This is a genomic window from Streptomyces sp. NPDC015242, from assembly GCF_043079125.1.
Classification (GTDB): domain Bacteria; phylum Actinomycetota; class Actinomycetes; order Streptomycetales; family Streptomycetaceae; genus Streptomyces.
The window spans coordinates 203,616-230,313 of the sequence record NZ_JBIBUF010000001.1 but is presented as its reverse complement, the minus strand read 5'-3'; the positions used below and the strand labels follow the sequence as shown (position 1 = coordinate 230,313).

General features: G+C 73.4%; 19 protein-coding genes. 14 read left to right on the top strand and 5 right to left on the bottom strand.

The window, feature by feature from the left end:
* Positions 1 to 13: 13 nt before the first annotated feature.
* Positions 14 to 1,234 carry a sarcosine oxidase subunit beta family protein gene (locus ACF07N_RS01095; protein ID WP_392106768.1) on the bottom strand — a complete coding sequence of 407 codons (1,221 nt, stop codon included), beginning with the start codon at positions 1,232 to 1,234 and terminating at the stop codon, positions 14 to 16.
* Between the two features lie 97 nt (positions 1,235 to 1,331).
* On the opposite strand from ACF07N_RS01095, the gene ACF07N_RS01090 reads away from it, so the two are divergent.
* From ACF07N_RS01090 to ACF07N_RS01055, 8 genes are all read left to right on the top strand, one after another.
* A complete protein-coding gene (locus tag ACF07N_RS01090; RefSeq protein ID WP_392106765.1) occupies positions 1,332 to 2,009 on the top strand; it encodes a GntR family transcriptional regulator in 678 nt (225 codons plus the stop codon).
* Between the two features lie 115 nt (positions 2,010 to 2,124).
* On the top strand, positions 2,125 to 4,545 hold the full coding sequence (locus tag ACF07N_RS01085; protein ID WP_392106762.1) for a SpoIIE family protein phosphatase: 2,421 nt from the start codon (positions 2,125 to 2,127) through the stop codon (positions 4,543 to 4,545).
* Positions 4,546 to 4,655: 110 nt separating this feature from the next.
* A complete protein-coding gene (locus tag ACF07N_RS01080; protein WP_392106759.1) occupies positions 4,656 to 5,969 on the top strand; it encodes an acetyl-CoA carboxylase biotin carboxylase subunit family protein in 1,314 nt (437 codons plus the stop codon).
* 16 nt (positions 5,970 to 5,985) lie between these two features.
* Positions 5,986 to 8,034, top strand: a complete 2,049-nt coding sequence (locus tag ACF07N_RS01075) for a CocE/NonD family hydrolase (RefSeq protein ID WP_392106756.1) — start codon at positions 5,986 to 5,988, stop codon at positions 8,032 to 8,034.
* A 59-nt stretch (positions 8,035 to 8,093) separates the two neighbouring features.
* Positions 8,094 to 8,504 (top strand): DUF779 domain-containing protein, encoded by a 411-nt coding sequence (locus ACF07N_RS01070; RefSeq protein WP_383580898.1) that lies wholly within the window; start codon positions 8,094 to 8,096, stop codon positions 8,502 to 8,504.
* 280 nt (positions 8,505 to 8,784) lie between these two features.
* Positions 8,785 to 10,218 (top strand): cytochrome P450, encoded by a 1,434-nt coding sequence (locus ACF07N_RS01065; RefSeq protein WP_392106753.1) that lies wholly within the window; start codon positions 8,785 to 8,787, stop codon positions 10,216 to 10,218.
* Positions 10,202 to 11,209: a (-)-alpha-amorphene synthase gene (locus tag ACF07N_RS01060; protein ID WP_392106750.1), complete on the top strand. Its 1,008-nt coding sequence runs from the start codon at positions 10,202 to 10,204 to the stop codon at positions 11,207 to 11,209. The genes ACF07N_RS01065 and ACF07N_RS01060 overlap by 17 nt, the downstream gene beginning before the upstream one ends.
* 225 nt (positions 11,210 to 11,434) lie before the next feature.
* Positions 11,435 to 14,341 carry an ATP-binding protein gene (locus tag ACF07N_RS01055; RefSeq protein WP_392106747.1) on the top strand — a complete coding sequence of 969 codons (2,907 nt, stop codon included), beginning with the start codon at positions 11,435 to 11,437 and terminating at the stop codon, positions 14,339 to 14,341.
* Between the two features lie 24 nt (positions 14,342 to 14,365).
* Here the strand turns inward: ACF07N_RS01055 and ACF07N_RS01050 are convergent, their stop codons facing one another.
* On the bottom strand, positions 14,366 to 17,827 hold the full coding sequence (locus ACF07N_RS01050) for an NACHT domain-containing protein (protein ID WP_392106744.1): 3,462 nt from the start codon (positions 17,825 to 17,827) through the stop codon (positions 14,366 to 14,368).
* A gap of 110 nt (positions 17,828 to 17,937) precedes the next feature.
* Complete coding sequence (locus ACF07N_RS01045) at positions 17,938 to 19,419, bottom strand: MFS transporter (RefSeq protein WP_392108708.1); 1,482 nt, start codon at positions 19,417 to 19,419, stop codon at positions 17,938 to 17,940.
* A 189-nt stretch (positions 19,420 to 19,608) separates the two neighbouring features.
* Here ACF07N_RS01045 and ACF07N_RS01040 point away from each other — a divergent pair, with 189 nt between their 5' ends.
* The gene (locus tag ACF07N_RS01040) at positions 19,609 to 20,214 is read left to right on the top strand and encodes a response regulator transcription factor (protein ID WP_383332641.1); all 606 of its coding nucleotides are present in this window, start codon (positions 19,609 to 19,611) and stop codon (positions 20,212 to 20,214) included.
* 244 nt (positions 20,215 to 20,458) lie between these two features.
* Here the strand turns inward: ACF07N_RS01040 and ACF07N_RS01035 are convergent, their stop codons facing one another.
* The gene (locus ACF07N_RS01035) at positions 20,459 to 21,865 is read right to left on the bottom strand and encodes a cytochrome P450 (protein ID WP_383332643.1); all 1,407 of its coding nucleotides are present in this window, start codon (positions 21,863 to 21,865) and stop codon (positions 20,459 to 20,461) included.
* Between the two features lie 187 nt (positions 21,866 to 22,052).
* The gene (locus tag ACF07N_RS01030) at positions 22,053 to 22,475 is read right to left on the bottom strand and encodes a secondary thiamine-phosphate synthase enzyme YjbQ (RefSeq protein WP_383332645.1); all 423 of its coding nucleotides are present in this window, start codon (positions 22,473 to 22,475) and stop codon (positions 22,053 to 22,055) included.
* A gap of 133 nt (positions 22,476 to 22,608) precedes the next feature.
* On the opposite strand from ACF07N_RS01030, the gene ACF07N_RS01025 reads away from it, so the two are divergent.
* The 5 genes from ACF07N_RS01025 (at position 22,609) to ACF07N_RS01005 (ending at position 26,677) form a co-directional block, all read left to right on the top strand.
* Complete coding sequence (locus tag ACF07N_RS01025; protein ID WP_313884353.1) at positions 22,609 to 22,692, top strand: putative leader peptide; 84 nt, start codon at positions 22,609 to 22,611, stop codon at positions 22,690 to 22,692.
* 145 nt (positions 22,693 to 22,837) lie between these two features.
* Positions 22,838 to 23,707: an ABC transporter permease gene (locus ACF07N_RS01020; protein WP_392106739.1), complete on the top strand. Its 870-nt coding sequence runs from the start codon at positions 22,838 to 22,840 to the stop codon at positions 23,705 to 23,707.
* The gene (locus ACF07N_RS01015) at positions 23,680 to 24,420 is read left to right on the top strand and encodes an ABC transporter ATP-binding protein (protein ID WP_392106736.1); all 741 of its coding nucleotides are present in this window, start codon (positions 23,680 to 23,682) and stop codon (positions 24,418 to 24,420) included. The genes ACF07N_RS01020 and ACF07N_RS01015 overlap by 28 nt, the downstream gene beginning before the upstream one ends.
* A gap of 112 nt (positions 24,421 to 24,532) precedes the next feature.
* Complete coding sequence (locus ACF07N_RS01010) at positions 24,533 to 25,561, top strand: ABC transporter substrate-binding protein (RefSeq protein ID WP_392106733.1); 1,029 nt, start codon at positions 24,533 to 24,535, stop codon at positions 25,559 to 25,561.
* Between the two features lie 39 nt (positions 25,562 to 25,600).
* A complete protein-coding gene (locus ACF07N_RS01005; RefSeq protein ID WP_392106730.1) occupies positions 25,601 to 26,677 on the top strand; it encodes an NAD(P)-binding domain-containing protein in 1,077 nt (358 codons plus the stop codon).
* Positions 26,678 to 26,698 lie beyond the last annotated feature (21 nt).

The following is a 26,698-nucleotide window of genomic DNA, read 5'->3' as shown; positions in this document are numbered from 1 at the left end:
GGTGGGGTCCTCCTCAGTGGGCCACGGCCGCCGCGCCGTGCTCGTCGATCAGGGCGCCCGTGGTGAACCGTTCCAGGGTGAAGGGGGCGCTCAGCGGATGCGGCTCGCCCGTGGCGAGGGTGTGCGCGAAGGTCCAGCCGGCCGCCGGTGTGGCCTTGAAGCCGCCGGTGCCCCAGCCGCAGTTGACGTAGAGGTCCGGCACGGGCGTACGGCCGATGACCGGGGAGGCGTCCGGGGTGACGTCGACGATGCCGCCCCAGGTGCGCAGCACGTGGGCGCGGGCGAAGACCGGGAACAGTTCGACGGCGGCCGCCATCTGCCGTTCGATCACGTGGAACGAGCCGCGCTGCCCGTACCCGTTGTAGGCGTCGACCCCCGCGCCCATCACCAGTTCGCCCTTGTGGGCCTGGGAGACGTAGACGTGCACGTGGTTGGACATGACGACGGTCGGGTGCACGGGCTCGTGCAGTTCGGAGACCAGCGCCTGGAGCGGGTGGGACTGCACGGGCAGCCGGACGCCTGCCCGTTCGGCCAGCACGCTGCTGTGCCCGGCCGCCGCGAGGCCGACCCGCCCGGCGTGGATCCGGCCGCGGCCGGTCTCGACGCCGACGACCCGGTCGCCGTCCTTGAGGAAGCCGGTGACCTCGCAGCCCTGGATCAGGTCGACGCCCAGCGCGTCGGCGGCACGGGCCAGCGCCCAGGCGACGTGGTCGTGCCTGGCGATGCCGGCCCGCGGCTGGAAGGTGGCGCCGAGGACCGGGTAGCGGGTGCGGGGCGAGACGTTCAGGACGGGGCAGATCCCGGCGACCTGATCCGGCTCCAGCCACTCGGCGTCGACGCCGTTGAGCCGGTTGGCGCCGACGCGGCGCACGCCCTCGCGGACGTCCTGGAGGGTGTGGGCGAGGTTGAGGACGCCGCGCTGGCTGAACAGGAAGTCGTAGTCGAGTTCCCCGGGGAGCCGCTCCCACAGCTTCAGGGCGTGCTCGTAGAGGGCCGCGCTCTCGTCCCGGAGGTAGTTCGAGCGGATGATCGTGGTGTTGCGGGCCATGTTGCCGCCGGCCAGCCAGCCCTTCTCCAGCACGGCGACGTTCGTGATGCCGTGGTTCCTCGCCAGGTAGTAGGCGGTGGCCAGGCCGTGGCCGCCGCCGCCGACGATGACGACGTCGTAGGAGGAGCGGGGGTCGGGGTTGCGCCAGAGGAAGTCGGGGTGCTCTGGGGGCGGTCGGTCGGTCATACCGGGGCTCCGTCCTGGTGGCCGACTCGTGCACGACTGATATATCAGACCGTGCGGTACGGTATGGGAGCTCGCCGGACAGGTCAAGGGGGCCTCCATGCAGCAGCTGACGGCCGCGCCCGGGGGCGGAAAGCCCGCGGGCGAGGAGCTCTCCCTCGCGGAACGCGCCTACCGCGCCCTGCGCGACCGGCTCGTCATGCTGGAGATCCGCCCGGGGGCGCCGATCCACGAGGAGCAGCTGGCCCAGTCGCTCGGCGTCGGGCGTACGCCGGTGCGCGAGGCGCTCAAGCGCCTCCAGTACGAGCGGCTGATCATCACCTATCCCCGGCGCGGCACCTTCGCCACCGAGGTCAACATCACGGACCTGGCGCACATCTGCGAGGTGCGTCTGGAGCTGGAGCCGCTCGCCGCCGCCCGGGCCGCGCGCCGGGCGACCGCCGCGGACCGGGCGGCGCTGACCGCGCTGCGACGCGAGCTCGGCCGCACGGCTCCCGGCCGGCAGGACGCCGAGCTCATGCACCTCGACCTCCAGGTCCACCGCGCGATCTACGCCGCCGCGCACAACCCCTACCTGGAGGACACCCTCGTCCGCCACGACAACCTCGCCACCCGCATCTGGTGCCTGTTCCTCGACCGCCTCTCCGACATGGCCGGCCACGTCGAGGAGCACGGGCCGCTGATCGAGGCGGTCGTCGCGGGCGAGCCGGAACGGGCGGCACGGCTGGCCCGCGGGCACGTCGAGGGGTTCGAGCGGGCCATCCGCGCGGTCATCTGAGCGTCGCCCCTGGTCACCGGGGACCCTCCGGGCAGACGCGCCCCGCGCGGCCGGGAGCGGGACAATCGGGACAGGAACAGCGCAATCAGCCGAGGGCGTCATTTCCGGAGGCACTGTGCAGGGACGCGTACCGGAGGACCTGGCGGTGGTCGTCGACGCCGGCGGGGCGGTGCTGGTGTGGAGCGACGGCGCGCGCCGCCTGCTGGGACACACCTCCGCCGAGGTCGTCGGCCGGCCCGTCACCGAGCTGCTGGCCGCCGCCCTGCCCCCGTCGACCCGACGGCACGTGACCGACGGCCGGCGGTGGTCCGGCGAGGTCGCGCTGCGGCACCGGGACGGCGACCGCGTCGTGGTCCGCTTGCAGGGGACGCCGCTGCTCGACGCGGACGGCGGGCGGCTGTGGCTGGTGACCGGCAGCGCCCCGGCGCACCTGGCCGGACGGACCGGGCACCGGCCCGCCGAGCTGTGGGACCTGACGCTGTCCCAGCTGCCCGTGCCCGTGGCCGTCTACGACCGGCAGGCGCGGCTCGTCGCCGCCAACGCGATCATGGCGCAGGTGATGGGCCGGACCGAGGAGGAGATGCGCGGCCTCACCCTGTGGGAGATCCAGCCCACCCCGCCCTTCGACGAGTACGACCGGCTCCAGCGGCAGGTGCTGCGCACCGGCGAGACGATCTTCCACGAGGAGCACGGGCAGGCCCCGGGCGAGACCCGGCCGCACGCCTGGTCCATGTTCCTGTCGCCGCTGAAGGACGAGACCGGCGCCGTGCACGGCATGTGCGCGACCGTGTTCGACACCACGGAGCAGTACTGGGCGCGGCGGCGGCTGGCCGTGCTCAACGAGGCCAGCCTGCGCATCGGCAGCACCCTGGATGTCACCCGGACGGCCGAGGAGCTGGCCGAGGTGGCCGTCGGCGGGTTCGCGGACTTCGTCACCGTCGACCTGCTGGAGTCGGTGGCGCTGGGCGAGGAGCCCGGTCCGCTCCCGGCGGACGCGCCGGTCACCGTGCGGCGCACCGCGCAGCGCTCGGTGCTCCCGGGCTGTCCCGAGTCGGTGGTCGCCGCGGGCGAGGCGACCCGCTACCCGGTCGGGACGCTGCCGCTGCGGACGCTGGCCGCGGGCCGGGCCACCCGGCACCGCCCGGGGGACCCGGAGCTGCGCCGGTGGCTCAGGTCGTCCCCGGCCCGCGCGGAGTCCATGACCCGGCACATGATCCACTCGGTGATGATGGTGCCGCTGCGCGCCCGGGGCGTGACCCTGGGCCTGGTGCACTTCCTGCGGCACCGGACGCCCGAGCCGTTCAGCGACGACGACCTGCTCCTCGCGGAGGAGATCGTCGCCCGTGCGGCGGTGAGCGTGGACAACGCCCGGCGCTACACGCGTGAGCGCCGCACGGCTCTGGCGCTGCAGCGCAGCCTGCTGCCCGAGCGGCCCCCGCGGCTGGCGGCGATGGAGATCGCCTACCGCTATCTGCCGACCGGTTCCGGGCCCCCGCAGCCGGGCGCGGGGACCGACATCGGGGGTGACTGGTTCGACGTCATCCCGCTCTCCGGCGCCCGGGTCGCCCTGGTCGTGGGTGACGTGGTGGGTCACGGCATCCAGGCCTCTGCCACGATGGGCCGGCTGCGGACCGCCGTACGGACGCTCGCGGACGTCGACCTCGCTCCCGACGAGCTGCTCACCCAGCTGGACGACCTCGTCATCCGGCTGGACCGGGAGGAGGGCCCGGAGACACGCGGGGCCGCGGAGGCGTCGGGGCAGGTGGGTGCCACCTGCCTGTACGCCGTGTACGACCCGGTGACGCGGCGCTGCACCCTGGCCCGGGCGGGGCATCCGCCGCCCGCCCTCGTCACACCGGACGGCGACGTCCGCATCCTCGACCTGCCGGCCGGTCCGCCGCTCGGCCTGGGCGGGCTGCCGTTCGAGGCCGTCGAGCTGGTGCTGGAGGAGAACAGCCTGCTCGCCCTCTACACCGACGGCCTGATCGAGGCCGCCGACCACGACGTCGAGGCCGGGATCGGCCTGCTGCGGCGGGCGTTGAGCGGCCCGGCCTGCAGTCTGGAGGAGACCTGCGACCGGGTGCTGCGCGCGGTGCCGGCCGACCGGCCCGCCGACGACATCGTGCTGATGCTGGCCCGGGCGGCCGCGCTCGACGAGGGGCAGGTCCGGGCCTGGCGGCTGCCGCCCGAGCCCGCGGCGGTGGCCCGGGCCCGCAAGATGGCGGGCGAGCAGCTGGCCGAATGGGGTCTGCTGGAGGCGGAGTTCGCCACCGAGCTGATCGTCAGCGAGCTGGTCACCAACGCGCTGCGGTACGGCGGCGCCCCCATCGAGCTGCGGCTGATCCGCGACACGGCCCTCATCTGCGAGGTGTCCGACGGCAGCAACACCGCGCCCCACCTGCGCCGGGCCCGCGTCTTCGACGAGGGCGGACGCGGACTGCTGCTGGTCGCCCAGCTCGCCGAGCGCTGGGGCAGCCGCCAGACCGGCACGGGCAAGACCATCTGGGCCGAACTGCCGCTCTCCACCGGGGCCTGAGCGGCGGCGCCGGCGCGGACGCGTGCCGTGCCTGCATGCCGGTGGGCACATCGGGTACTCCGGCGATCTTGCACTTTCCGGCCTCCGGGCCGGCCGTCGGAAGGAGAGCCGTGCCGGACGAGACGGTGAAGAACGTCTTCGTGATCGGGCTCGACGAAGCCAACCTGCCGACCCTGCGGCAGCTACCGGGAGCCGAGCGGCTGCGTTTCCACCAGTTGCTCACCATCGAGGAACTCCAGGTCGGCGAGGTGAGCCTGCCCGCACTGCTCGACAAGGCCCAGGGGGTGCTGGACGCCTTCGACGGCAGCGTCGACGCGATCGTCGGCTACTGGGACTTCCCGGTCAGCACGCTCGTGCCGATGCTGAGCGAACGCTACGGCACCCGCAGCACCAGCCTGGAGTCGGTCGTCAAGTGCGAGCACAAGTACTGGAGCCGGCTGGAGCAGCAGAAGGCCACCGAGCGGCACCCGCGCTTCGGCCGGGTCGACCTGTCGGCCGACCCGCCGCGTCCGCCCGAGGGCGTGACGTTCCCGATGTGGGTCAAGCCGGCCCTGTCCTACTCCTCGGAACTCGCCTTCGGCGTGGCCGACGAGGAGGAGTTCCACAAAGCGGTCTCCGAGATACGCGCGGGCATCTCCCGGATCGGGCGGCCCTTCGAGCACGTGCTGGAACGCATCGACCTGCCACCGGAGATGGACGGCGTCGGCGGCCGGGTCTGCCTCGCCGAGGAGGCGATGTCCGGCGTGCAGGTCGCCGTCGAGGGCTACGTCCACCGGGGCGAGGTCACCGTCTACGGCGTGCTGGACTCCATCAACTACCCCGGTACCTCCTGCTTCCTGCGCCACCAGTACCCCTCGACACTGCCGCCGCCCGTCATCGCGCAGCTGCACGACGTCAGCGAGCGGGTGATCCGGCAGATCGGGATGGACTCGGCGACCTTCAGCATCGAGTACTTCTACGACCCGCACACCCGGCAGATCGACCTGCTGGAGATCAACCCCCGGCACTCGCAGTCGCACGCGGAGCTGTTCCAGTACGTCGACGGGGTGCCCAACCACCACTGCATGGTGAGCCTCGCCCTCGGCGACGACCCGCGCATGCCGCACCGCCAGGGCGAGTACGCGACGGCCGCGAAGTGGTACCACCGCTGGTTCACCGACGGGGTGGTGCGCCGGGTGCCGAGCCGCGAGGAGATCGACCGGATCGAGCGGGAGACGCCGGGCGTGCGCATCGAGGTGATCCCGCACGCCGGTGACCGGCTCTCGGAACTCCCCGGGCAGGACAGCTACAGCTACGAGCTGGCGCACATCTACACCGGCGGGGCGGACGAGAAGGAACTGCGGGAGAAGTTCGACCACTGCGTGGCCGCCCTGGGCCTCGCCTTCGAGGACGTCCCGCCCGAGACCGACGCCGCGCGAGAGTGAGGAGCACGTGGGTTCCATGCGTTACGTGACCGATCTGCCCTACGCGACCAAGGAGGAGGAGCACGTCACGATCCCGATGTCCGACGGGGTCCGGCTCTCCGCGCGCATCTGGCGTCCCACCGCCTCGGACACGGAGCCGGTGCCGGCGGTGCTGGAGTACATCCCGTACCGCAAGCGCGACCTGACGGCCGTACGGGACTCGGTCCACCACCCGTACCTCGCCGGGCACGGCTACGCCTGCGTCCGTGTCGACCTGCGCGGCACCGGCGACTCCGAGGGCGTGCTGCGCGACGAGTACCTGGAGCGCGAGCAGGCCGACGCCGAGGAGGTGCTGGCCTGGCTGGCGGAACAGCCGTGGTGCGACGGCGGCACGGGCATGATGGGCATCTCCTGGGGCGCGTTCGCGGCGCTGCAGGTGGCGGCCCGCCGTCCGCCGAGCCTGAAGGCCATCGCCATCGCCTCCTTCACCGACGACCGGCACGCCGACGACATGCACTACATGGGCGGCGCCCTGCTGTCGGACAACCTCGCCGAGGCGGGCACCATGTTCGCCTACGGCACCTGCCCGCCCGACCCGGCCGTGGTCGGCGAGCGCTGGCGCGCGATGTGGCACGAGCGGCTGGAGCAGACCGAGCCGTGGGTGCTGCAGTGGCTGCGCCACCAGCGCCGCGACGACTACTGGCGGCACGCGTCCGTGTGCGAGGACTACTCCGCCGTGGCCTGCCCGGTGCTGGCCTCCAGCGGATGGGCGGACGGCTACTCCAACGCCGTCACCCGGCTGCTGGGCAACCTGGACGTCCCGCGCAAAGGCCTGATCGGCCCGTGGTCGCACAAGTTCCCGCACCTCGGGGAGCCCGGCCCGGCGATCGGCTACCTCCAGGAACTCGTGCGGTGGTGGGACCACTGGCTCAAGGGCGTCGACAACGGCGTCATGGACGGCCCCATGCTGCGCACCTGGATGCAGGACAGCGTGCCGCCCTCGACCTCCTACGAGGAGCGCCCGGGCCGCTGGGTCGGTGAGCCGCACTGGCCGTCCCCGCACATCCGTCAGGTGACGCACCCGCTCACCCGGCACACCATCGGGCCGCCGCTGGACCCGGACGACGCGGGCCCGGACGGGGACACCGACGGGGAGGCGATGACCGTACGGTCGCCGCTGTCCGTCGGCCAGTTCGCGGGCAAGTGGGCCTCCTACAACGCTCCCCCGGACCTGCCGTACGACCAGCGGGAGGAGGACGGCGGTTCCCTCGTCTTCGACAGCGAGCCGCTGACCGAGCAGCTGGAGATCCTCGGCTCGCCGGCCGTGGAGCTGGAGCTGTCGGTGAGCGAGCCGGTCGCGATGGTGGCCGCGCGGCTGTCCGACGTGAGCCCCGACGGCGCCGCTACGCGCGTGTCGTACGGGATCCTCAACCTCACCCGCCGCGACAGCACGGAGTCCCCGGAGCCGCTGGAGCCCGGCCGCCGGTACCGGGCCACCATCCCGCTGAACGGCGTGGCCCAGGCGTTCCCGCCCGGGCACCGGGTCCGGCTCTCCCTGTCCACCTCCTACTGGCCGCTGGCCTGGCCCCCGCCGAGGCCGGCGCTGCTCAGCGTCCACGAAGGCACCAGCACCCTCACACTGCCGGTGCGGCCGGTCGACGAACCCGACGAGGTGCCGCCGTCCCCGTTCGGTGAGCCGGAGGGCACTCCCCCGCTCGCCACGCGGCAGCTGACACCGCCGGAGGAGCGCTGGGAGGTCAAGCGCGACCTGGTCGGCTACCACGCGGAGCTGGACATCGTGAAGGACCGGGGCACGGTCCGCTTCGAGGACACCGGCATCGAGGCGGGCCGCCGGGCCCACGAGCGGTACACGGCGGTCGCCGACGACTTCACCTCGGCCGCGGGCGAGACCGCCTGGACCATGTCGTTCCGGCGCGGCGACTGGGACGTGCGAGTGGTGACGCACACCCGCCTCAGCTGCGACGAGACGGACTTCTTCGTGGACGCGACGCTGGACGCGTACGAGGACGACCGCCGGGTGTTCTCCCGCACCTGGAACGAGAAGGTGCCGCGCGACCTGCTGTAGCGCGCCGCGAAGGGGTACGTTCGTGCGGGCAGGACACCGTCCGGCCCGGGAGGCGACGCATGACCACACGCACCGCACGTGTCGAACTGACCCCCACCGCTGAGGACTTGTTGCGGCGGCTCACCGAGGCGCACGGTCCGGTGATGTTCCACCAGTCCGGCGGCTGCTGCGACGGCAGCGCCCCGATGTGCTACCCGCGCGGCGAGTTCCGCGTCGGCGCCTCGGACGTGCTGCTGGGCCACGTCGCCGGGGACGTACCGTTCTGGATGAGCGCCGACCAGTACCGGTACTGGTCGCACACCCATCTCACCGTGGACGTGGTCCCCGGCCGTGGCAGCGGCTTCTCCCTGGAGGCTCCTGAGGGCGTCCGCTTCCTCCTGCGCTCCCGGCTCCTCACGGACGGGGAACTGCGGCGGATCGCGGCCGAACCTCCGCTGCCCACCGGGGCGGACGCGCCGGGCGGGGCATAGGCGCGTCGGGGCGCACTCGCGGCGGGGCAATTCCGGCAGGAACCGCACTGCGAAAAGCCGTGGGAAAGAATGAAGGTGCGGAAGTGACGGGAGCGTCCCGCCTGATGTGTGACGTGCTGCGGAAGTGATTCACCCAGCGCTTCTCCGTGCACCCGTGCGCCCCCCTGGAGAAAGGGTTCGCCAAGTCGGCGGCCTGCTTGAACTGGGCAGGACATGGTGCAAGTGCCATGCAGGTGTGACGGCACTGCTTTTTCTGGCCGACCGAAGCAGGTGGTATTCGATGAACGGCTGCGCTCCGCACCAGGAACAGGCATGGACGGTTGGTACTGCTCCAGGCATATTCCCAGTTATCGGCCACGGTATCGCCTTGTTCCGCCGGCCGCTGGAGTTTCTGAATTCTCTTCCCGCGCGCGGTGATCTGGTCGAGATACGCCTCGGACCGCAGCGCGCGTGGATGGTGTGCCATCCGGAACTGGTCCACCGGATGCTCCGGGACACCCGCACGTTCGACAAGGGCGGGCCGCAGTACGAGAGGCTGCGGGCCCTGATGGGCGACGGCGTCGTCACGTGCCCGCACGCGGAGCACCGCAGGCAGCGCCGGCTGCTGCAGCCCACCTTCCGCCCCGCGGCCGTCGCCGGATACACGGACCTGATGGCCGAGGAGACGGCGGCGGCGTGCCGCGACTGGCGCGACGGGCGGCGGGTCGACGTCAGCGCGGCCATGCTGGGGCTGACCACCCGGCTGATCAGCCGGGTCCTGCTGTCCGACGCGCTCGGCCCGGCCGCCGCCGACGAGGTGCGGCACTGTCTCGCCGCCATCGTCCGCGGTCTGTTCGTCCGCACGGTCGTACCGGTCGACGTCCTCTTCCGCCTGCCGACCCCGGCGAACCGGCGTTACCGGCACGCGGTGCGGCGGACCCATGAGCTCATCGACGCGGCCATGACGGAGCGCCGCCGGGGTGCTCCCCGCGACGACCTGCTGGGACTCCTGCTCGCGGCCGCGGACCGGGAGGGCGGCGAGGCGCCGGTCACCGACCGGGAGGTGCACGACCAGCTGGTGTCACTGCTGCTGACCGGGTCCGAGAGCCCCTCGATGTGCCTGGCCTCGACGTTCAGCCTGCTCGCCCGGCACCCGGAGGCCGAGCGGCGGCTGCACGAGGAGGTGGACTCCGTCCTCGCCGGGAAGCCACCGCGGGCCGGTGACCTGCCGCGGCTCGTCTACACCCGGGCCGTCCTCACCGAGACGCTGCGCCACTCGCCGCCCGGCTGGCTCTTCACGCGGGTCACGACCCGTGAGACGGAGCTCGCGGGGCGCCGTCTGCCGCGCGGGACCACCGTCCTGTACAGCCCCTATCTGCTGCATCACGACGCGGCGTCGTTCCCGGAGCCCGAGCGGTTCCTGCCCGAACGCTGGCTGGAGGGCGAAGAGGCGGCCGGTCCGCACGGGGCCCTCGTCCCGTTCGCCGCGGGCAGCCGCAAGTGCATCGGCGACCTGTTCTCCATGGCGGAGATGACGGTGGCGCTCGCCACCCTCGCCGGCCGCTGGCGACTGCGCCATCCACCGGGACCCGTCGCTCCCCCACGCCCCGGGGCGACACTGGGCCCGCGTTCGCTGACGATGGTCTGCGCGTCGCGGGCGGACGCACCGGCCGCCGCGGCACCGGCAGCGGGACGAGTCCGGAGGGACGGTGACCAGGATGTGCACCACGCATGAGGACATCGCGCCCGCCGCACAGGACGGCATACCGGCGGTCAGTCTGGTCGAGTTGATCGACGCCCAGCTTCACATGCCCTTCCCGTTCCGGCGCAACCCCCATGAGGCCGCGGCCGCCGCCGACGTCGACGACTGGCTCGACGCCACCGGCCTGACCGGCGAACCCGGGGTCGCGGCCATGATCCTGCACACCCGCCCGGCCGAACTCGCCTCGTACAACAGCCCGGACGTCGACGCGGGACTGCTCCAGCTCGTCGCCCGGCAGATCGCCTACCAGTTCGTCTACGACGACCGGGCGGAGGAGGTCGGGCGGCAGCAGCCGGGGCTGCTGCTGCCGATGCTCTGCGAGAGCGTCGGCATCCTGCGCGACGGCGCGGCTCCGAGCACCCCGCTGGGGGTGGCTCTGGCGGACCTGTACCGGCAGGTCCGCGAGCGCTGCACCCCCGCTCAGGCCGGCCGCTGGGCGGAGAAGAGCCGCGAGTACGTGCACGGCCTGCTCTACGAGGCCGTGGCCCAGTCCCATTCCGCGCCCGTGCGGTCGGGGATCTGCACCTCCGTCCGGTCGCTCACCGCGGGCGTGGAGCCCTTCCACCCGCTGTGCGAGGCGGCGCAGCCGTGCGAACTGACCGACCGGGAGCTGCACCACCCGCTGATGCGGCACCTGAGCCGGCTGTCGGCCGACGCGGCGGTCTGGATCCCCGACCTCTTCTCCGCCGTCAAGGAGCAGCGGGCGGGCGAGATGATCAATCTGGCCCTCGCCTACCAGCGGGCGCACCAGTGTCCCCTGCCGGTGGCCGTCACCCTGGCCCTGCGGCAGATCAACCGGACGATCAGGGAGTTCGAGCGGCTGTGCGAGGAGCTCGCACCGGAGTTGAGCCCTTCGGGCGTCGGCTACGTGGAAGGCATGGCCGGCTGGATCCGCGGGTGTTACTACTGGTCCCGCACCGTGCCCCGGTACGCGGACGCGGGGGCGGCCGCGGCCGCGGGGTGAGGCGCGGAGGCGGTCGCCGCCCTGGCGTGAGGAGGGCCGTCGCCGGCCCGGGCGGCAAGGGCCCATTCGGGCCACGGTACCCGCGCGAGCGGCACTCCATTCCGTGACAGCGGGTCATTCACCCTTCTTCGTCGTGCTCGTTCCGGAATCCGGTCAGGTGCCCTGCCGGGAGGCGTACGCTCTGCGCTGCCTCCCGATGGCCGACGACAGGAAGCGGTACGGCACATGGCGAATGAGCTGCGGCAACCCACGTCCGCGTCCCGGCCGTTGCTCGAGCGCCGCAAGGAGCTCCGGGCCCTCGACTCGGCGCTGACGGCCCTGCGGGACAGCGTCGACGGCGTCCCGCAGGCGCCGCGCGGCGGGCTGCTCGCGTTCACCGGCCCGGCCGGGATGGGCAAGACCGCCCTGCTGACGGAGGCCCGCGCCCGGGCCCGCGCCCAGGGCTTCACCGTGCTCTCGGGCCGGGGCGGTGAGAACGAGCAGGGGCTGGCGTTCCACGTGGTGCGCCAGCTCGTCCAGCCCGCGCTGGCGACGATGGACGAGGCGGAACTCCGATCCTTCCTGGGCAGCTGGCACGACATCGTCGCCGCCGCGCTCGGGCTGGTGGCGACGCCGGGCGGCCACGCGCCGGATCCGACCGGCGTCCGTGACGGCCTGGACTGGGTCATGACGCGTCTCGCCGTCAAGAAGGCCCCCGTGGTGCTCCTCCTGGACGACCTGCACTGGACCGACGTCGAGTCGCTGACCTGGCTGTGCTCGTTCGCTCCCCGCATCGTGGACCTGCCCCTGCTGATGGTCGTCGCCTACCGGCCCGACGAACTGCCGCCGGAGGCCGACTCCCTCGGCACCGCCGGGACGGGGCACCGTCCCTTCACCCTGGCACCGCTCAGCGCCGCGGCCGTGGCGAGGATCGTCCGCGACGAGGTGGGCGAGCAGGCCGAGGACGGCTTCTGCGAGGAGTGCTGGGAGGTCACCGGCGGGAGCCCGTTCGAGGCCGTCGAACTCGCCATCCGGCTCGGTGAGCACGATCTGCGGGGCACCGGTGAGGACCTGCCCGTCATGCGGGAGCTGGCCGCCGCGGTGACGGGGCCCGGGCTCATCGAACGCCTCCACGGGTTCGGCACCACGACCGTCCGGTTCGCCTACGCGGCCGCCGTGCTGGGCCAGGCCATCTCGCAGGAGCTGGCCGCCCGCATCGCGGCGATCGGCAGCACGGCGGCGGCCGAGGCGACGGACCGGCTGCGGGCCGCCCGCATCCTGGCCGACGGCGACGGGCCCGGGGACGGCCTGGAGTTCGTCCATCCGCTGATCGCCACCACGATCTACCGGGCCATCGGGACGAGCCTGCGGGAGGGCATGCACAACTCGGCCGCGGAGGCCCTCCGCGCGGCCGGGCTCGGCCCGGCGGCGGCGGCCCGGCACCTGCTGGAGGTGCCCTGCGAGGGCAGCGCCGAAGCCGTCGCCTGTCTGCGGGAGGCCGCGCGGGAGTACCTGCACTCGGGTGCCCCGGAGGCGGCCCGCAGGCTGCTGAACCGCGCGCTGCAGGAGCCGCCGCTGCCGGAGGAACGCGCCGCCCTGCTGCACGAACTGGCCTGCGCCACCTTCCTCATCAAGCCCACGGCCACCGTCGCCCACCTGCGGGAGGCACTCGCGGACGCGGGCGTCGACCCGGAACTGCGGGCCTCGATGGTGTACCGGCTGACCCAGGCGCTGGCTCACACGGACCGGATGGCGGAGGCCGCGACGGTCGCCGCCGACGAGGCGCAGCGGGCCGCCGCCCATCCCCGTATCCGGCTGCGGATGCAGGCCGACCACTTCGTCTGGAGCGCCTTCCGCACCGACGAGCAGGACTCGGCCGGCCGGTCACGCGCGCTCGCCCGGCTGGCGGACCGCCTGCCCGGCCGCGGGCTGGAGGAGCGCTACATCCTGGGGCTGCGGGCCTGGGACGCCATGATGTGCGGCGAGCCCCGGGAGAAGGCCCTCGGCTACGCCGAGGAGGCCCTGCACGGCGGCCTGAGCTGGACCCACGAGAACCGCGGGTTCGAGGTGCCCGTCTCGGTCGCCCTGGTGTTCATGTACTGCGACCAGCCGCGGCGGGCCGAGGAGCTGTTCGCCAAGGGGGTGGCCGAGTGCGAGTCCAAGGGCTGGCGCGGCTCCCACCTGGCCCTGGGCCAGACCCTGTCCGCGTACATCCGCTACCGGCGCGGCAGCCTGGCCGAGGCCGAGAACCTGGTCCGCGAGGGGCTGGACACCGCCGACCGGGTGGAGGGCGCGGTGCCCGCCCAGTGGTTCGCCGTCGGCATCCTCATCCAGACGCTGCTGGCCCGCGGCCGGCCGCTGGCGGCACGCCGGCTCGCCGACCGGTACCGCTACGGCGACGTCAGGCCGAACGCCGTCATCTATCCGGACCCGCGCACCGTCTACGCCGAGCTGCTGCTGGCCGAGGGCCGGCCCGACGAGGCCGCTGACCTGCTGACCGGCGTGGGCGAGTGGCTGGAGAGCCGGGAGTGGCGCAACCCCGCCTGGTGCCCGTGGCAGCTGGGCCTGGCGAAGGCCCTGTCCCGCAGCGCTCCCGACCGGGCCGTGCGCCACGCGCGGGACGCCGTGAAGCGGGCCCGGGACTTCGGCGCGGCCTCCGCGATCGGCCAGGCGCTGCGCGTGCAGGCGGAGGTGACGGGAGGCGCGGCGGGGCTCGATCTGCACGCGGAGGCCGTCGACCATCTGCAGCGCTCCCCCGCCGCGTACGAGCTGGCCCGGGCCCTGGTCGGCCACGGTGCCGCGCTGGCCCGCAACGGCCGGCTGCACGACGCCGCCGACCGGCTCTACCAGGGCCTGGAGGGGGCCGTGCACTGCGGCGCCGAAGGGCTGGCCGCACGCGCCAGACGGGAGCTCTCCGCGGCCGGGCTCCGTCCGCTCCCCCTGCGCTACGCCCAGACGGACATGCTGACCGCCCAGGAGCGCAGGGCGGCCGAGCTGACGGTCCGGGGCCACCCGGCCTCCGTGGTGGCGAAGGATTTGCGCATCACCGAACAGGGCGTGCGCCAGCGGCTGTCCGCCGTGTTCCGCAAGCTCGGCACGGACGCGACGGGCCTGGCCGACGCCCTGGCCGCCGGCCCGCGGACGGGCCGCTGACGCGCCGGGTCCGGCCTCCGCGGCTCAGCGCGGTCGCGCGTCGTGCTGGGCCCGGTGCCCCATCTGCTCCCAGAAGTCCCGCAGTTCGGCGAGGCTCGTGCGGCGTTGCCACGGGGCCTTCGGCCGCAGCCCCGAGCGGGAGCTGGACAGCAGGGTCGACTGGGCGCGGCAGAAGGCCTCGCCCAGTTCTGCCCGCTGCTCGTCGAGGCCCTTGGGCGGGTAGGGGCACAGTTCGAAGGCGCAGTCGTCGCGGCAGTTGGAGCCCGCCTGGGAGGACACGGTGCGGGCGACCGTGCGGCGCGGGTCGAGCGGGGCGCGGTCGGTGGTGAGGCAGGGCGGCAGGTCGGGCCGTGCGGTGTGCTGCAGGCGGCGGATGCGGTCGGCGGGCCAGTCGCCCCGCTCGGCGAGGTTCAGGAGCAGCAGCACGTCCGCGAGCAGCTGCTGTGCGCTGGGGTGCAGCGCGCTCCAGCCGGCGGAGGGCGGGATCCAGAGGTTGTGCTTGCGCGCCTCTCCCCCGGACGTCTGGGAGCCGACGTGGGCGGCGACGCCCGACTCGTCGATCCACAGGAACCGTTCGGGCCGCCGGGTCTCCAGCGCCCAGACGCACAGCTTCCCCGCCGCCGTCACGAAGGGGTGCTCCGGTTCGCCGTCCGGCCGGGCGAGCCACTGGCGGACCTGCTGCGCCGGGTCGGACCCGCGGCTTCGGGAGGCGGAGGGGGCCGTGGCCACGTCGGGCAGGTCCCACAGGGTCAGGGCGTGCAGCAGGGTGAGGCGGGTGAACCAGAACCGGGTGCGTCTGAGCATGTCCCACGCCTGCTCGCTCAGGTACTCACGGGCCTCCGGCCGGGCGTGGGGGTGCCGGTGGCGGCGGTTGGCCGCGTACTTGAAGCCCTGGGCCAGGGCCACCTCGACGCTGAGGTCGAGCGCGGCGTGCGCGTCGGCGCTGTCCTCGGGGATCCCCACCCGACGCACCCAGCTCTCCAGGAAGGTGTAGGGCGTGTCCTGGTGACGGTGGGTGGTGACCGAGCCGACGAGCAGCGGAACCAGCCAGGCGCACAGGACGTTGTCCCGCCACTGCCGTTCCTCGGCCTCGCGGTCCTCGCGTTCCCGGCGGCGCTCCCGGCGCCGCTGCTCCTCACGCTCCTTCAGCTCCCGGCGCATGCGTGCGACCTGTCCCTCGCCGCGCCGGCGCAGCCTGGTCTCCCGTTCCCCCACCAGTTCCGGCTGCTGCCGGGCGTACAGCTCCAGTTCCACGTTCTCCCCCCGCTCGACCCGCAGGGCTTCCACGATCCGCGGCCCGCGGAGCCTGGGCTGGAGCGCCTCGAAGGCGAGGTCGCCGCCGGCGCCGATCTCCTGGGCGATGGCCAGGCGTACCGCGTACGAGGGCTCCAGGCACGCGATCTCGAAGAGTTCGAGGTAGGCGGGGCGCAGAGTCCGGCGTTGTGCGACGCCCCGCACGGCCTCGCCGAACCGGGAGACGAGCAGGGCCTTGGCGGTGCGCAGGGTGTGCGGGTCGCGGGCCCTCAGGTCCGGCCAGGACGTGCACAGGCGCATGGCGATCAGGTGCTGTTCGGGCTCGGCGTCGACGCTGTCGATCTCCAGTGCGGCGGCGTACAGCTCCAGTGCCTTGCTGTGCAGGGTGCGGCCGAGGAAGGGCCGTGCCTCCTCGTCGTGGCGGTGGGAGTCCAGGACCGTCTGCGCCTGGCAGGCGGCCTCGAGCAGCAGGTCCCGGGTCGCGCTCACCGGGCACCAGAGCGTCCCGTCGGGGTCCGCCGCGCCCGGTTCGTCGTGGACGCACGCGCCGTCGGGGAGCCGGGAGTGCAGCACCACGGCGATGAGCAGTTCGCGGCCGGGGCGGCGCAGCGCGGCCGGGAAGTAGAAGCCGTCGGTGGGCTGGGCGGGGACGTCCGGGTGGATGACCGCGTTCAGGAAGCGGGCTCCGAGCTGTGCCTGGATCACGCTGTGCTGGAAGCGGACGCGGTCCCCGCCGAGTTCGACCAGGTCCATGCGGGCGCCCCAGTGGGCGGCCAGTCTGAGGTCGATGCCGCTGTCGCCGACCCGGCGGGCCAGCTCCCGGACGATCTCCGGGAAGCGGGAGCGGGCCGGGTCCTGCTCGTCGACGACGTCGCTGAACCGCACCTCGGAGGTGTCGAGGGCGAGCCCCACGCAGGCCATCGCGGACAGGTAGTGGACGGTCGAGCGGCGCTCCTCCGGGCTGAGCGGCAGCTGCGGCTGGAACCGGCCGCTGACGAGCGCGCTCAGCCAGGTCTCGAACAGGTGGAAGCGCAGGGAGGCCCGGTCGCCGCCCCGGGTCTCCACGGCCTCCTCCTCCACGGGGCCGGCGACGAGGGCGCGTTCCAGCAGCCCCTGCTCGTGCAGTTCGGCGGCGATCTCCAGGTAGGTGGGCGCCTCGGCGATGCCGGCGCGCTCGACGATCCAGTCCAGCCGCTGCCGGTCCTCCCCGCTGCCCCCGGAGGAGATGTAGGTGAGGGCGGCCTCCTCGCTGAGCGGCTCCAGTTCGGTGAGGGAGGCCTCCATGCCGCGCAGCGAGTCGTGCGGCCGGGAGGTGATGATCAGCGGCAGGCCCTCCTCGTTGGCGCGGCGGATGGCCAGCCGGATGATGGTGTCGCGCTCCTCCGTCAGCTCGTCGGCGGTGAGCGCCTCGTCCAGGCCGTCGGCGAGCACCACGATCCGGCCCTGCTGGGACAGCCTGCGCCACACCTTCTCGGCCTCGGCCGCGGACCGGATGCTGCCCTGGACCTCACGGCAGAAGCGGTCGAAGGCCAGCCGGCGGAAGTCGAGGTCCTTCTCGGCGGCGCGCAGCCGCAGGGGCACGGGCACCGCCCCACGCTCCGCGAGCCGCTGGGTCAGCAGCACCACGAGGGCCGTCTTGCCGGTCCCGATGCCACCGACGACGACGTGGGTGCGCCGGAAGCGCCGGTCGCGCAGGTCCTCCATGAGGACCGCGCACAGCTGGTCGCGGCCCACGACCCGGCCGAAGATGCCGCCGGCCGTCTCGACCAGCTCGTGAGGTTCCCACCTCGCCTTGTTCAGGTAGGCCCGGCGCACGTGGCTGAAGCGGAAGAACAGGTAGGTGACGGTCGCCAGGGCGAGGGTGAGGAACGGCATGAACAGGGACTGCAGGACGGTGCAGCTGAAACCGTCCCGTCCGCTGCACTGATCGTCGATCCACCGTACGGGCGAATCGAAGCCCTTCTCCTGCGGCAGGGTGATGACGGCCGTGACGGCCAGGAACAGCAGGAGCAGCGCCCCGAGGAAGGTCAGCACGAGCAGGGCGAGGTAGCCGCCGCTCTTGCGGACCCGCCAGGTGCGGGTCGGGTCGTAGCCCTGGCGCATCAGCCGGCGCCGGTGCAGGGCGCGTCCGACGCCGAGTCCGTCGCGGACCGCGCGCCGCAGCAGCCGGGACGGTCCTGCTGCGGCGCGCGGCGGGGCGGGGGTCTGGGGGGCAGGCGTACCACCGTTCACCCTGTGAGGGTTCCGCGCTGGCGCGCCGGCGGGCGCCGGCGCGGCCGGTTTTCACCCGACGGAACCGCCCGGGGCACCCGCCACCCGGCCGTATGCCGGGCGGACCGGTCTCACATGGGGCCGGGTCCCGCCCCGCCCTTGAGGCGTTCGAGGTCGGACGGGCGGACCTGGATGACGACCAGGGCGATCAGCGCGGCGACGGCGGTGAAGATCGCGGCCATGACGAAGGCGGCCGAGACACCGGCGGTGAGGACCTCGTCCGACCAGGGTTTGGGCAGCTGCCCGGTGCGTTCGAAGCGCAGGCGCTCGGTGGGGGTGGCCTGCTGGAGGAAGGCCGGGACCTGTTCGTCGGCCTCATTGGTGCTGGCCGTGCCGAACATCGTCACCAGGATGGACAGACCGAGGGATCCGCCGACCTGCTGGGTGGCGTTCAGGAGGCCGGAGGCCGCGCCGGTCTCCGCGGTGGGTACGTTGGACAGCGCCATGAGGGTGAGCGACACGAACTCCATGCCCATGCCCAGGCTGAAGACGAGCATGGGGCCGAGGACGCTGCCCGCGTACGTGGAGTGCACGTCGGTCAGGGTGAGCCAGGCCAGACCGGCCGCAGCCAGGATCGCTCCGAGCACCATGAAGGGCTTGGGCCCGTAGACGGGCAGGAACCGTGAGGCCAGCCCGGCGCCGACGGCGATGACCGCGCTGACCGGCAGGAACGCGAGACCGGCCTGGAGGGGGCTGAACTCCAGCACGTTCTGCACGAAGAGCGTGAGGAAGAAGAACATGCCGAAGATCGCGGCGGCGAGGCACAGCATGATGCCGTAGGTGCCCGCGCGGTTGCGGTCGGCGAACATGTGCAGGGGCGTGATGGGCTGTCTGGAGCGCCGCTCGATCAGGATGAAGGCCACGAGCAGCACGACCGCCCCGGCGAACGAGGCCAGGGTGAGCGCGTCCCGCCAGCCGTCGTCCGCGGCCCGGATGAACCCGTAGACCAGCAGCACCATGCCCGCGGTGGAGGTGATCGCGCCGGTGATGTCGAAGCGTCCGGGGTGGCGTGCGGACTCGGGGATCCACTTGGGCGTCGCGAGCACGATGAGCAGGCCGATGGGCACGTTGACGAACAGCACCCAGCGCCAGTTCAGCCACTCCACGAGCATCCCGCCCGCGAGCAGGCCGATCGCGCCGCCGCCGGCCGAGACAGCGGCGAACACCCCGAAGGCCCGGTTGCGTTCCGGGCCTTCGCGGAAGGTGGTGCTGATCAGGGCGAGGGACGTCGGGGAGGCGATGGCGCCGCCGACGCCCTGCAGGGCCCGGGCGCCGAGGAGTTGGCCGGAGTTCTGGGCGAACCCGCCGAGCAGGGAGGCGAGTACGAAGAGCAGCACGCCGAAGATGAACACGCGCCGCCGGCCGAGGATGTCGCCGGCCCGGCCGCCGAGCAGCAGCAGTCCGCCGAAGGTGAGCGTGTAGGCGTTCACCACCCAGGACAGGCTCGTGGTCGAGAAGTCGAGCGAGCTCTGGATGTCCGGGAGCGCGATGTTCACGATGGTGATGTCGAGGACCACCATCAACTGGCACGAGGCGATGACGAACAGCGCCATCGCGCTGCCGCCGCCACCGGAGTTCCCGGTGGCGGTCGCCTGTGGTGAAGCCGGCTGCGGGCTGCTGCCTGCGGTGTCCACCGTTCGACGGTACGCCCGCCCCGCGGACCTCACCACTCGTGCCGTCCACCGGCGGTCGCGCTCGCGGCCCGGAGGGACATTCGCCGGGCGGGCGGCGATAATCCGATCGTGATCCGCGTTCTGCTCGTCGAGCACGCCCGTCTCGTGCGGGGAGCGTTCGCCGCTCTGCTGTCCCGCGAGGACGACATCGAGGTCGTCGCCGAGGCCGACGGCGACGGCGACGTGGTGGCGCGCGCCCTGGCGTGCCGGCCGGACGTGGCCGTGATCGACGTGGACTCCCGGGCGGGCGAGGAGGTCGCCGTCCGGGGGGAGCTGCGGGAACGGCTCCCGGAGTGCCGGATGCTGCTGGTGATGGCCTCCACGACACCCGAGCGGCTGCGCCGGATGCTGGATCTGCGCGCGGCCGGTGTCATCAGCACCAACGCCCCGCCGGACCGGCTGGTGCACGGGGTGCGCAAGCTGGTGCGCGGGCAGCGGTTCGTCGACCCCGAGTTCGCGCTGGCCGCGCTGGACGCGGGAGCCAACCCGCTCACGCCCCGCGAGGTGGAGGTGCTGCGGCTGACCGCCGACGGCACGCCCACGCGGGAGATCGCCGAGCGGCTGTGCCTGTCCGTGGCCACGGTCCGCAACCACCTGTCCGCGATCACCCGCAAGACCGGCGGGCGGAACCGCATCGACGCGATCAGGATCGCCGGCGAGTCCGGCTGGGTGTGACCCTCCGGCCGTCCCCCCGCCGCCGGGAGTCTCCCCGGCGGCAGAGGACGGCCGGGCAGGTCATCGAGGTCGAACCTGCCCGGCCTCCGCGGGCCCTCACGCCCTGAACCGTGATCCGACACGAGCATCGCAGAGCCCCCGGGCCGCGGACCAGCGCCGTTCGTCACGTGTACGGCGTGAGACCGTACCCCCGGAACCGGGAGGAACGTCGATGCGGGATGGGCGTTCGGCCCGGCTGTCCCGGTCAGCGGCCGCCGCGGATCAGGCCCGTCAGATAGCGCCAGAGCGAGGAGCGCTGCCGGGCGGACGGGTCGGGCAGGACCTCCTGCGCCGCCTCCGGGGCCGGGTCGTCCGCTGCCCCCGCCCGTCGCACGGGTGCCGCGGCGAGCTCGTAGCGAACCGGCAGTGAGCGCAGGCCGCGCATGAACGGCGAGGAGCGCCAGGGCAGTTGGTCGGCGGGCAGGGCCAGGTCGAGGTGGCCGAACCGTTCGAAGACACGGCCCGCCCCCACCGCCGCGACCGTCGAGGCGAGTTCGCGCGCCGGGCACTGGCGCGGGCCCGCTCCCCAGGACAGGTGCGCGCGGGTGCTGATGGTGGTGCCGGAGGCGACGTGGTCGGCGAAGAGCGGATCGGCGTGCGCGGCGGCCGAGGACACCCACACCGGGTCGCCGGCCCGGATGGTGTAGTCGCCGAGCGGGGTGTCCCGGGCCGCGAAGCGCGGCACGAAGTTCACCAGCGGCGGCTTGCGCATGACGACCCGGTTCATGGTCTCCCTGACCATCCCGGCGGACAGGCTGGCGCGCACGCTGCTCTCGCCCGAGACGACCTCCACGACGGTGTTGGAGATCAGGATGCCGACGTGGTCGGAGGTCATGCCGAGCAGCATGAACAGTTCGCGGGCCAGGTGATCGAGGGACAGGTCCGGGTGGGCGGCCAGCAGGTACGAGGGGAAGTCGTCGCCGGGCTCGCGCAGCTTCTGCGCGGCGAGTTCCGCGAGGGTCGCCAGCAGCCGCTCCAGCGCGGCCTCGGCGTCGGGGCCCGCGTCGAGCACCCGCCACATGTCCATCAGCGCGTCGTCGCCCTGGGAGCCGGGGAAGCCGAGCAGATGGCTGGCCACCATCAGCGGCAGCGGCCGGGAGAACTGTGCGGACAGGTCGGCGACGCCGGTCCTGCCGCCCTGCCCGATCAGGGTGATCAGTTCGTCGGCGTAGGCGGTGACGGCGGACTTCAGGCGCCTGGCCTGCGGGTGCCGGGGGTCCTGGAAGGGCTTGAGGGCGACGTCCCAGGCGGTGCGCAGCGGCGGGTAGCCCGCGCCGCCCTGGATGAGGATGTGATTGACCTCGAGGGACGGGCCCAGCGGCCAGTCGGCGGGCACCCGGCCCTCGGAACGGGCCCGCCAGTTCTCCAGCCCCTTGGGCCAGGCGTCGTCGTCCTGGAGCACCTGGAGCGCCTCGCGGTAGCCGAGGACGAGCCAGGCGGGCACGCCGAGCAGGTCGACGGGGGCGACCGGGCCGTGCCGCCGGCGCAGCCGCTCGTAGACCAGCGAGGGACGCGTCTCGTAGTCCCGGGTCAGCAGCGGTTCGGGGCTCAGTGTCTCCAGCCGCGCGTCGTCCAGGTCCACGGATCCGCCGTCACCCCACTGGGAGTCCATCGTCTTGCCACCCTCCGACACGCCCTGTACCGGCACACCATCAGTCGGTAGCCGGAAACGGTGGGGACCCTACCCCAGGGGCGACCCGCCGGTGACGACGGGGGTGTTCGGCGACGACGCGCTCCTGCGGCCGGGCCGGCACCGGCGCGGCCGCGCGTCACGGGACGGTGGGCCGGGCCGACGGCGCTCAGCCCAGGAAACTCAGCCGCACCTTGCGCTCCGGGTTGTCCCGGTTGGTGTCGACCAGGCACACCGACTGCCAGGTGCCGAGCTCCAGCCGCCCGTCGATGACCGGCAGGGTCGCGTGCGGCGGGACGAGGGCCGGCAGGACGTGGTCACGGCCGTGCCCGGGGCTGCCGTGCCGGTGCTGCCAGCGGTCGTCGGCGGGCAGCAGCGTGTGCAGCGCGGCCAGGAGGTCGTCGTCGCTGCCTGCGCCGGTCTCCAGGACGGCGATGCCGGCCGTCGCGTGCGGGACGAAGACGTTGAGCAGGCCGTCGCGGCCGGCGGCGGCCTCGCGCAGGAAGGACTCGCAGTCGCCGGTGAGGTCGACGACCCGCTCCGTGGAACCGGTGGTGACGTTCAGGACACGGGTGGTGAAGACATCTGACATGTTCTCCATCCTGACGCACACGGCGGGCTCCGGCCCGCCCCGCCCCGCCGGGCCCGGCCGTGTCCCGGCACCGGAGTCCACTGGACGAGACGCCCGTTGACCGTGCGCATGCCATCTGACTAGGTTCTGCGGCATGTTGCGTTCAGCCCTGCTCACCACGCGCGGTCACATCGACCTGCTGCGGGTGGCCTCCGCCGCGTGTCGCCGCGGCCGCTGACGCCCTTCCCCCCTTCCTCTTCGTCTTTCTTTCCCGGCCTTCGCAGCGCCCGCCCGCCGGCCGCCACTGATCCGTTGCCGTCGGCGTGCCGGGCGGGTGAGGCGTGCCCTCACCCCGGCCCCCCGCTCTCCTCCGTGGAGCCTCCATGAGCATCAGCCATGCCCCGCCCACACCCGCCACACCCGACATGTCGCCCACCGAGGGTTCCCCACTCGACCTGCAACCCCTGGTCCCCGCCTCCTCCCGCCGTGCCCGTGTCCCCCGCTGGCTGCGCCGCACCAGCGGCCCCGTCCTGCTGCTCGTCCTCTGGCAACTCCTCAGCTCCGGCGGCGTGTTGCCCTCGGACGTCCTGGCCTCACCGGGCCGGATCGCCCGGGTCGCCGCGGACCTGGTGGCCGACGGTTCGCTGCCCGCGGCCATGGGGACCTCGCTGCGGCGGGTCGCTGCCGGGCTGCTGCTCGGCCTCCTGGTGGGCACCGGACTCGCGCTGCTCTCCGGGCTGTTCCGGATCGGCGAGGACCTCGTGGACGCGCCCGTGCAGATGCTGCGGACCGTGCCGTTCGTGGGCCTGATCCCGCTGTTCATCATCTGGTTCGGCATCGGCGAGGCCCCGAAGGTCGCGATCATCACCCTCGGTGTGACCTTCCCGCTCTACCTCAACGTCTACGCCGGGATCCGGGGCGTGGACGCGCAGTTGATCGAGGCCGGGGAGTCACTGGGGCTGTCCCGCCGTGGGCTGGTGCGGCACGTCGTCCTGCCGGGCGCGCTGCCCGGCGCGATGACCGGGCTGCGCTACTCGCTCGGCATCGCCTGGCTCGCGCTGGTCTTCGCCGAGCAGGTCAACGCCGACTCCGGCATCGGGTTCCTCATGGTGCAGGCGCGGGACTTCCTGCGGACCGACGTGATCGTGGTCTGCCTCGTCGTCTACGCCTTCCTCGGCCTGCTCGCCGACTTCATCGTCCGCTCTCTCGAAAGGCTGCTGCTGCAATGGCGACCGACGTTCACCGGCCGGTGACCCCGCAGGCGGTCCATGTCGAAGGGCTCACCCGCTCCTTCGACGGACGCGCCGTCATCGACGAACTGCGGCTGGACGTCCGGCCGGGCGAGTTCGTGGCCCTGCTCGGCCGCAGTGGCTGCGGCAAGTCGACGCTGCTGCGCATCCTCGCCGGGCTCGACCGTGAGATCGAGGGCACCGTGCTGGTGCCGCGCCGCAGGGCCGTCGCCTTCCAGTCGCCGCGGCTGATGCCGTGGAAGAAGGTGTGGCGCAACGTCCTGCTCGGCCTGCCGGGCAAGCCCGGACGCGCCGTCGCCGAGCGGGCCCTGGACGAGGTCGGCCTCGGCCACCGCACGGACGCCTGGCCCAAGACCCTCTCCGGCGGTGAGGCACAACGCGCTTCCCTGGCACGGGCGTTGGTCCGCGAGCCCGATCTGCTGCTGCTCGACGAGCCGTTCGGCGCCCTCGACGCGCTCACCCGCATCAAGGCGCAGCGGCTGGTGGGCGAGTTGTGGCAGCGCCGGGGCTGCGCGGTGCTGCTCGTCACCCACGACGTCGAGGAGGCCGTGCTGCTCGCCGACCGGGTGCTGGTGATGGACGGCGGTGTCATCGCGCACGAGCAGCGCGTCGACCTCGACCGCCCCCGCGACATCACCGACCCGCGCTTCGCCGCACTGCGCGCCGGTCTCCTCGAACGCCTGGGCGTGGAGGCGACGGCCGCCGACGCCGCCTGAGCCACCCCGCGCACGCCCTCGCACACGACCCGCACCGCCGACCGGCCGTACGCCCCCGCCGTACGCCCCCGCCCGTACGCCACAGCCGTACGCCCACACGAACGGAACCGCCATGCCACGACGTCTCGCCCCCGCCGCCCTGCTCCTCCCCCTGGCCCTGCTGCTCACCGCCTGCGGCGGGAGCTCGGCCGCCGGCACCTCCGGCGGCGGCACCGACGGCCGGGGCTCGGTGACGATCAGCGTGGGCGACCAGAAGGGCGGCTCGGAGGCCATCCTGCGGGCCGCCGGGGAACTGGAGGACCTCGACTACCGGATCAAGTGGTCGACGTTCACCTCCGGCCCGCCCCTGCTGGAGGCCGTCAACGCGGGAGCCGTCGACATCGGCGGCGTGGGCAACACCCCGCCGGTCTTCGCGGCCGGGGCGAACTCGAAGATCAAGGTGGTGGCGGCCTGGCACGGCACCTCCAAGGGCGACACCATCCTGGTCCCGGACGGCTCGCCCCTGAAGCGTCCCGACCAGCTCGAGGGCCGCTCGGTCGCCGTCGCCCAGGGCTCCTCCGCGCACTTCCAGCTGGTGGCGTCCCTGAAGAAGGCCGGGCTGAGGCTGAGCGACGTGCGGGTCAAGTACCTCCAGCCGGCCGACGCGCTCGCCGCGTTCACCGCCGGCAAGGTCGACGCGTGGGCGGTGTGGGACCCGTACACCTCGCAGATCCTCAAGGGCGGGCAGGGCCGGGTGCTGACCGACGGCGACGGCGTGACCAACGGGCACACCTTCCAGGTCGCCGCACCGGCCGCGCTGAAGGACGGGAAGAAGGCGGCCGCCGTCAAGGACTACCTGGAGCGGCTGCGGCGCGCCTACACCTGGGTCCACGACCACGAGGAGGAGTGGGCGAGGGTCTGGGCGAAGGAGACCGGGCTCCCCGAGGACGTGGCGCTGGCGGCGGTGAAGCGGACGTACACCACCCGCATCGCGGTCGCGGTCGACAAGCCGCTGATCGCCTCCGAGCAGGAGATCGCCGACACGTTCACGGCGCTGAAGCTCCTCCCGCGCAAGGTGGACTTCGCCGCGTTCACCGACACCCGGTTCAACGGCGACCTGCCGCCGTCCACCTCGGCGGCCCGGCCCTCGCAAGGCTCGTAGGACGGGAAGATCCACGGCCCTCGCGCGGTTGGTAGAAACGTGAACAACACACGCGAGGTCGAGGTGGTCGTCATCGGCGGGGGTCAGGCCGGTCTGGCCGGCGCCTATCACCTGCGGCGGTCCGGATTCGAGCCGGAGCGCGACTTCGTCGTGCTGGACCACTCCCCCGGGCCCGGTGGTGCCTGGCAGTTCCGCTGGCCGTCGCTGACGTACGGCAAGGTGCACGGGATGCACGCGCTGCCGGGGATGGAGCTCACGGACGCGGACCCGGAGCGGCCGTCGGCCGAGGTGATCAGCGCGTACTTCGACCGGTACGAGCGGGCCTTCGATCTGCGGGTGCGGCGGCCGGTCGACGTCCTGGCGGTGCGCGAGGGCACCGGCGGGCTGCTGCGCGTGGAGACCTCGGACGGAGTGTGGTCGACGCGGGCGCTGATCAACGCGACCGGCACCTGGGACCGGCCGTTCTGGCCGCGCTATCCGGGCCAGGAGACCTTCCGGGGGCGGCAGGTGCACACCGCGCAGTACCCCGGGCCCGAGGCGTTCGCCGGGCAGCGGGTCGTCGTGGTGGGCGGTGGCGCCTCGGGCACGCAGCACCTGCTGGAGATCGCCCCGCACGCGGCGGCCACCACGTGGGTGACCCGGCGCCCGCCCGTCTTCCGCGAGGGACCCTTCGACGAGAACGCGGGCCGGGCGGCCGTCGCGCTGGTCGAGGAGCGGGTGCGGCAGGGGCTGCCGCCCCGGAGCGTGGTCTCCGTGACGGGGCTGCCGCTGAACGACGCGATCCGGCGGGGCATCGAGGACGGGGTGCTGGACCGGCAGCCGATGTTCGACCGGATCACCCCGGACGGGGTCGCGTGGAACGACGGGCGGCACGTGGAGGCCGACGTCATCCTGTGGGCCACCGGCTTCCGTGCCGCCATCGACCACCTCGCCCCGCTGCGGTTGCGCGGCCCGGGCGGCGGCATCCGCATGGAGGGGACGCACGCGGCGGCCGACCCCCGGGTCCACCTGGTCGGTTACGGCCCCTCGGCCAGCACGATCGGCGCGAACCGCGCGGGCCGCGCCGCGGTGCGTGACATCAGGCGGCTGCTGGAGCGGGAACCGGCCGCGGCGTAGGGCGCGCCGGCCGCGGCCGGC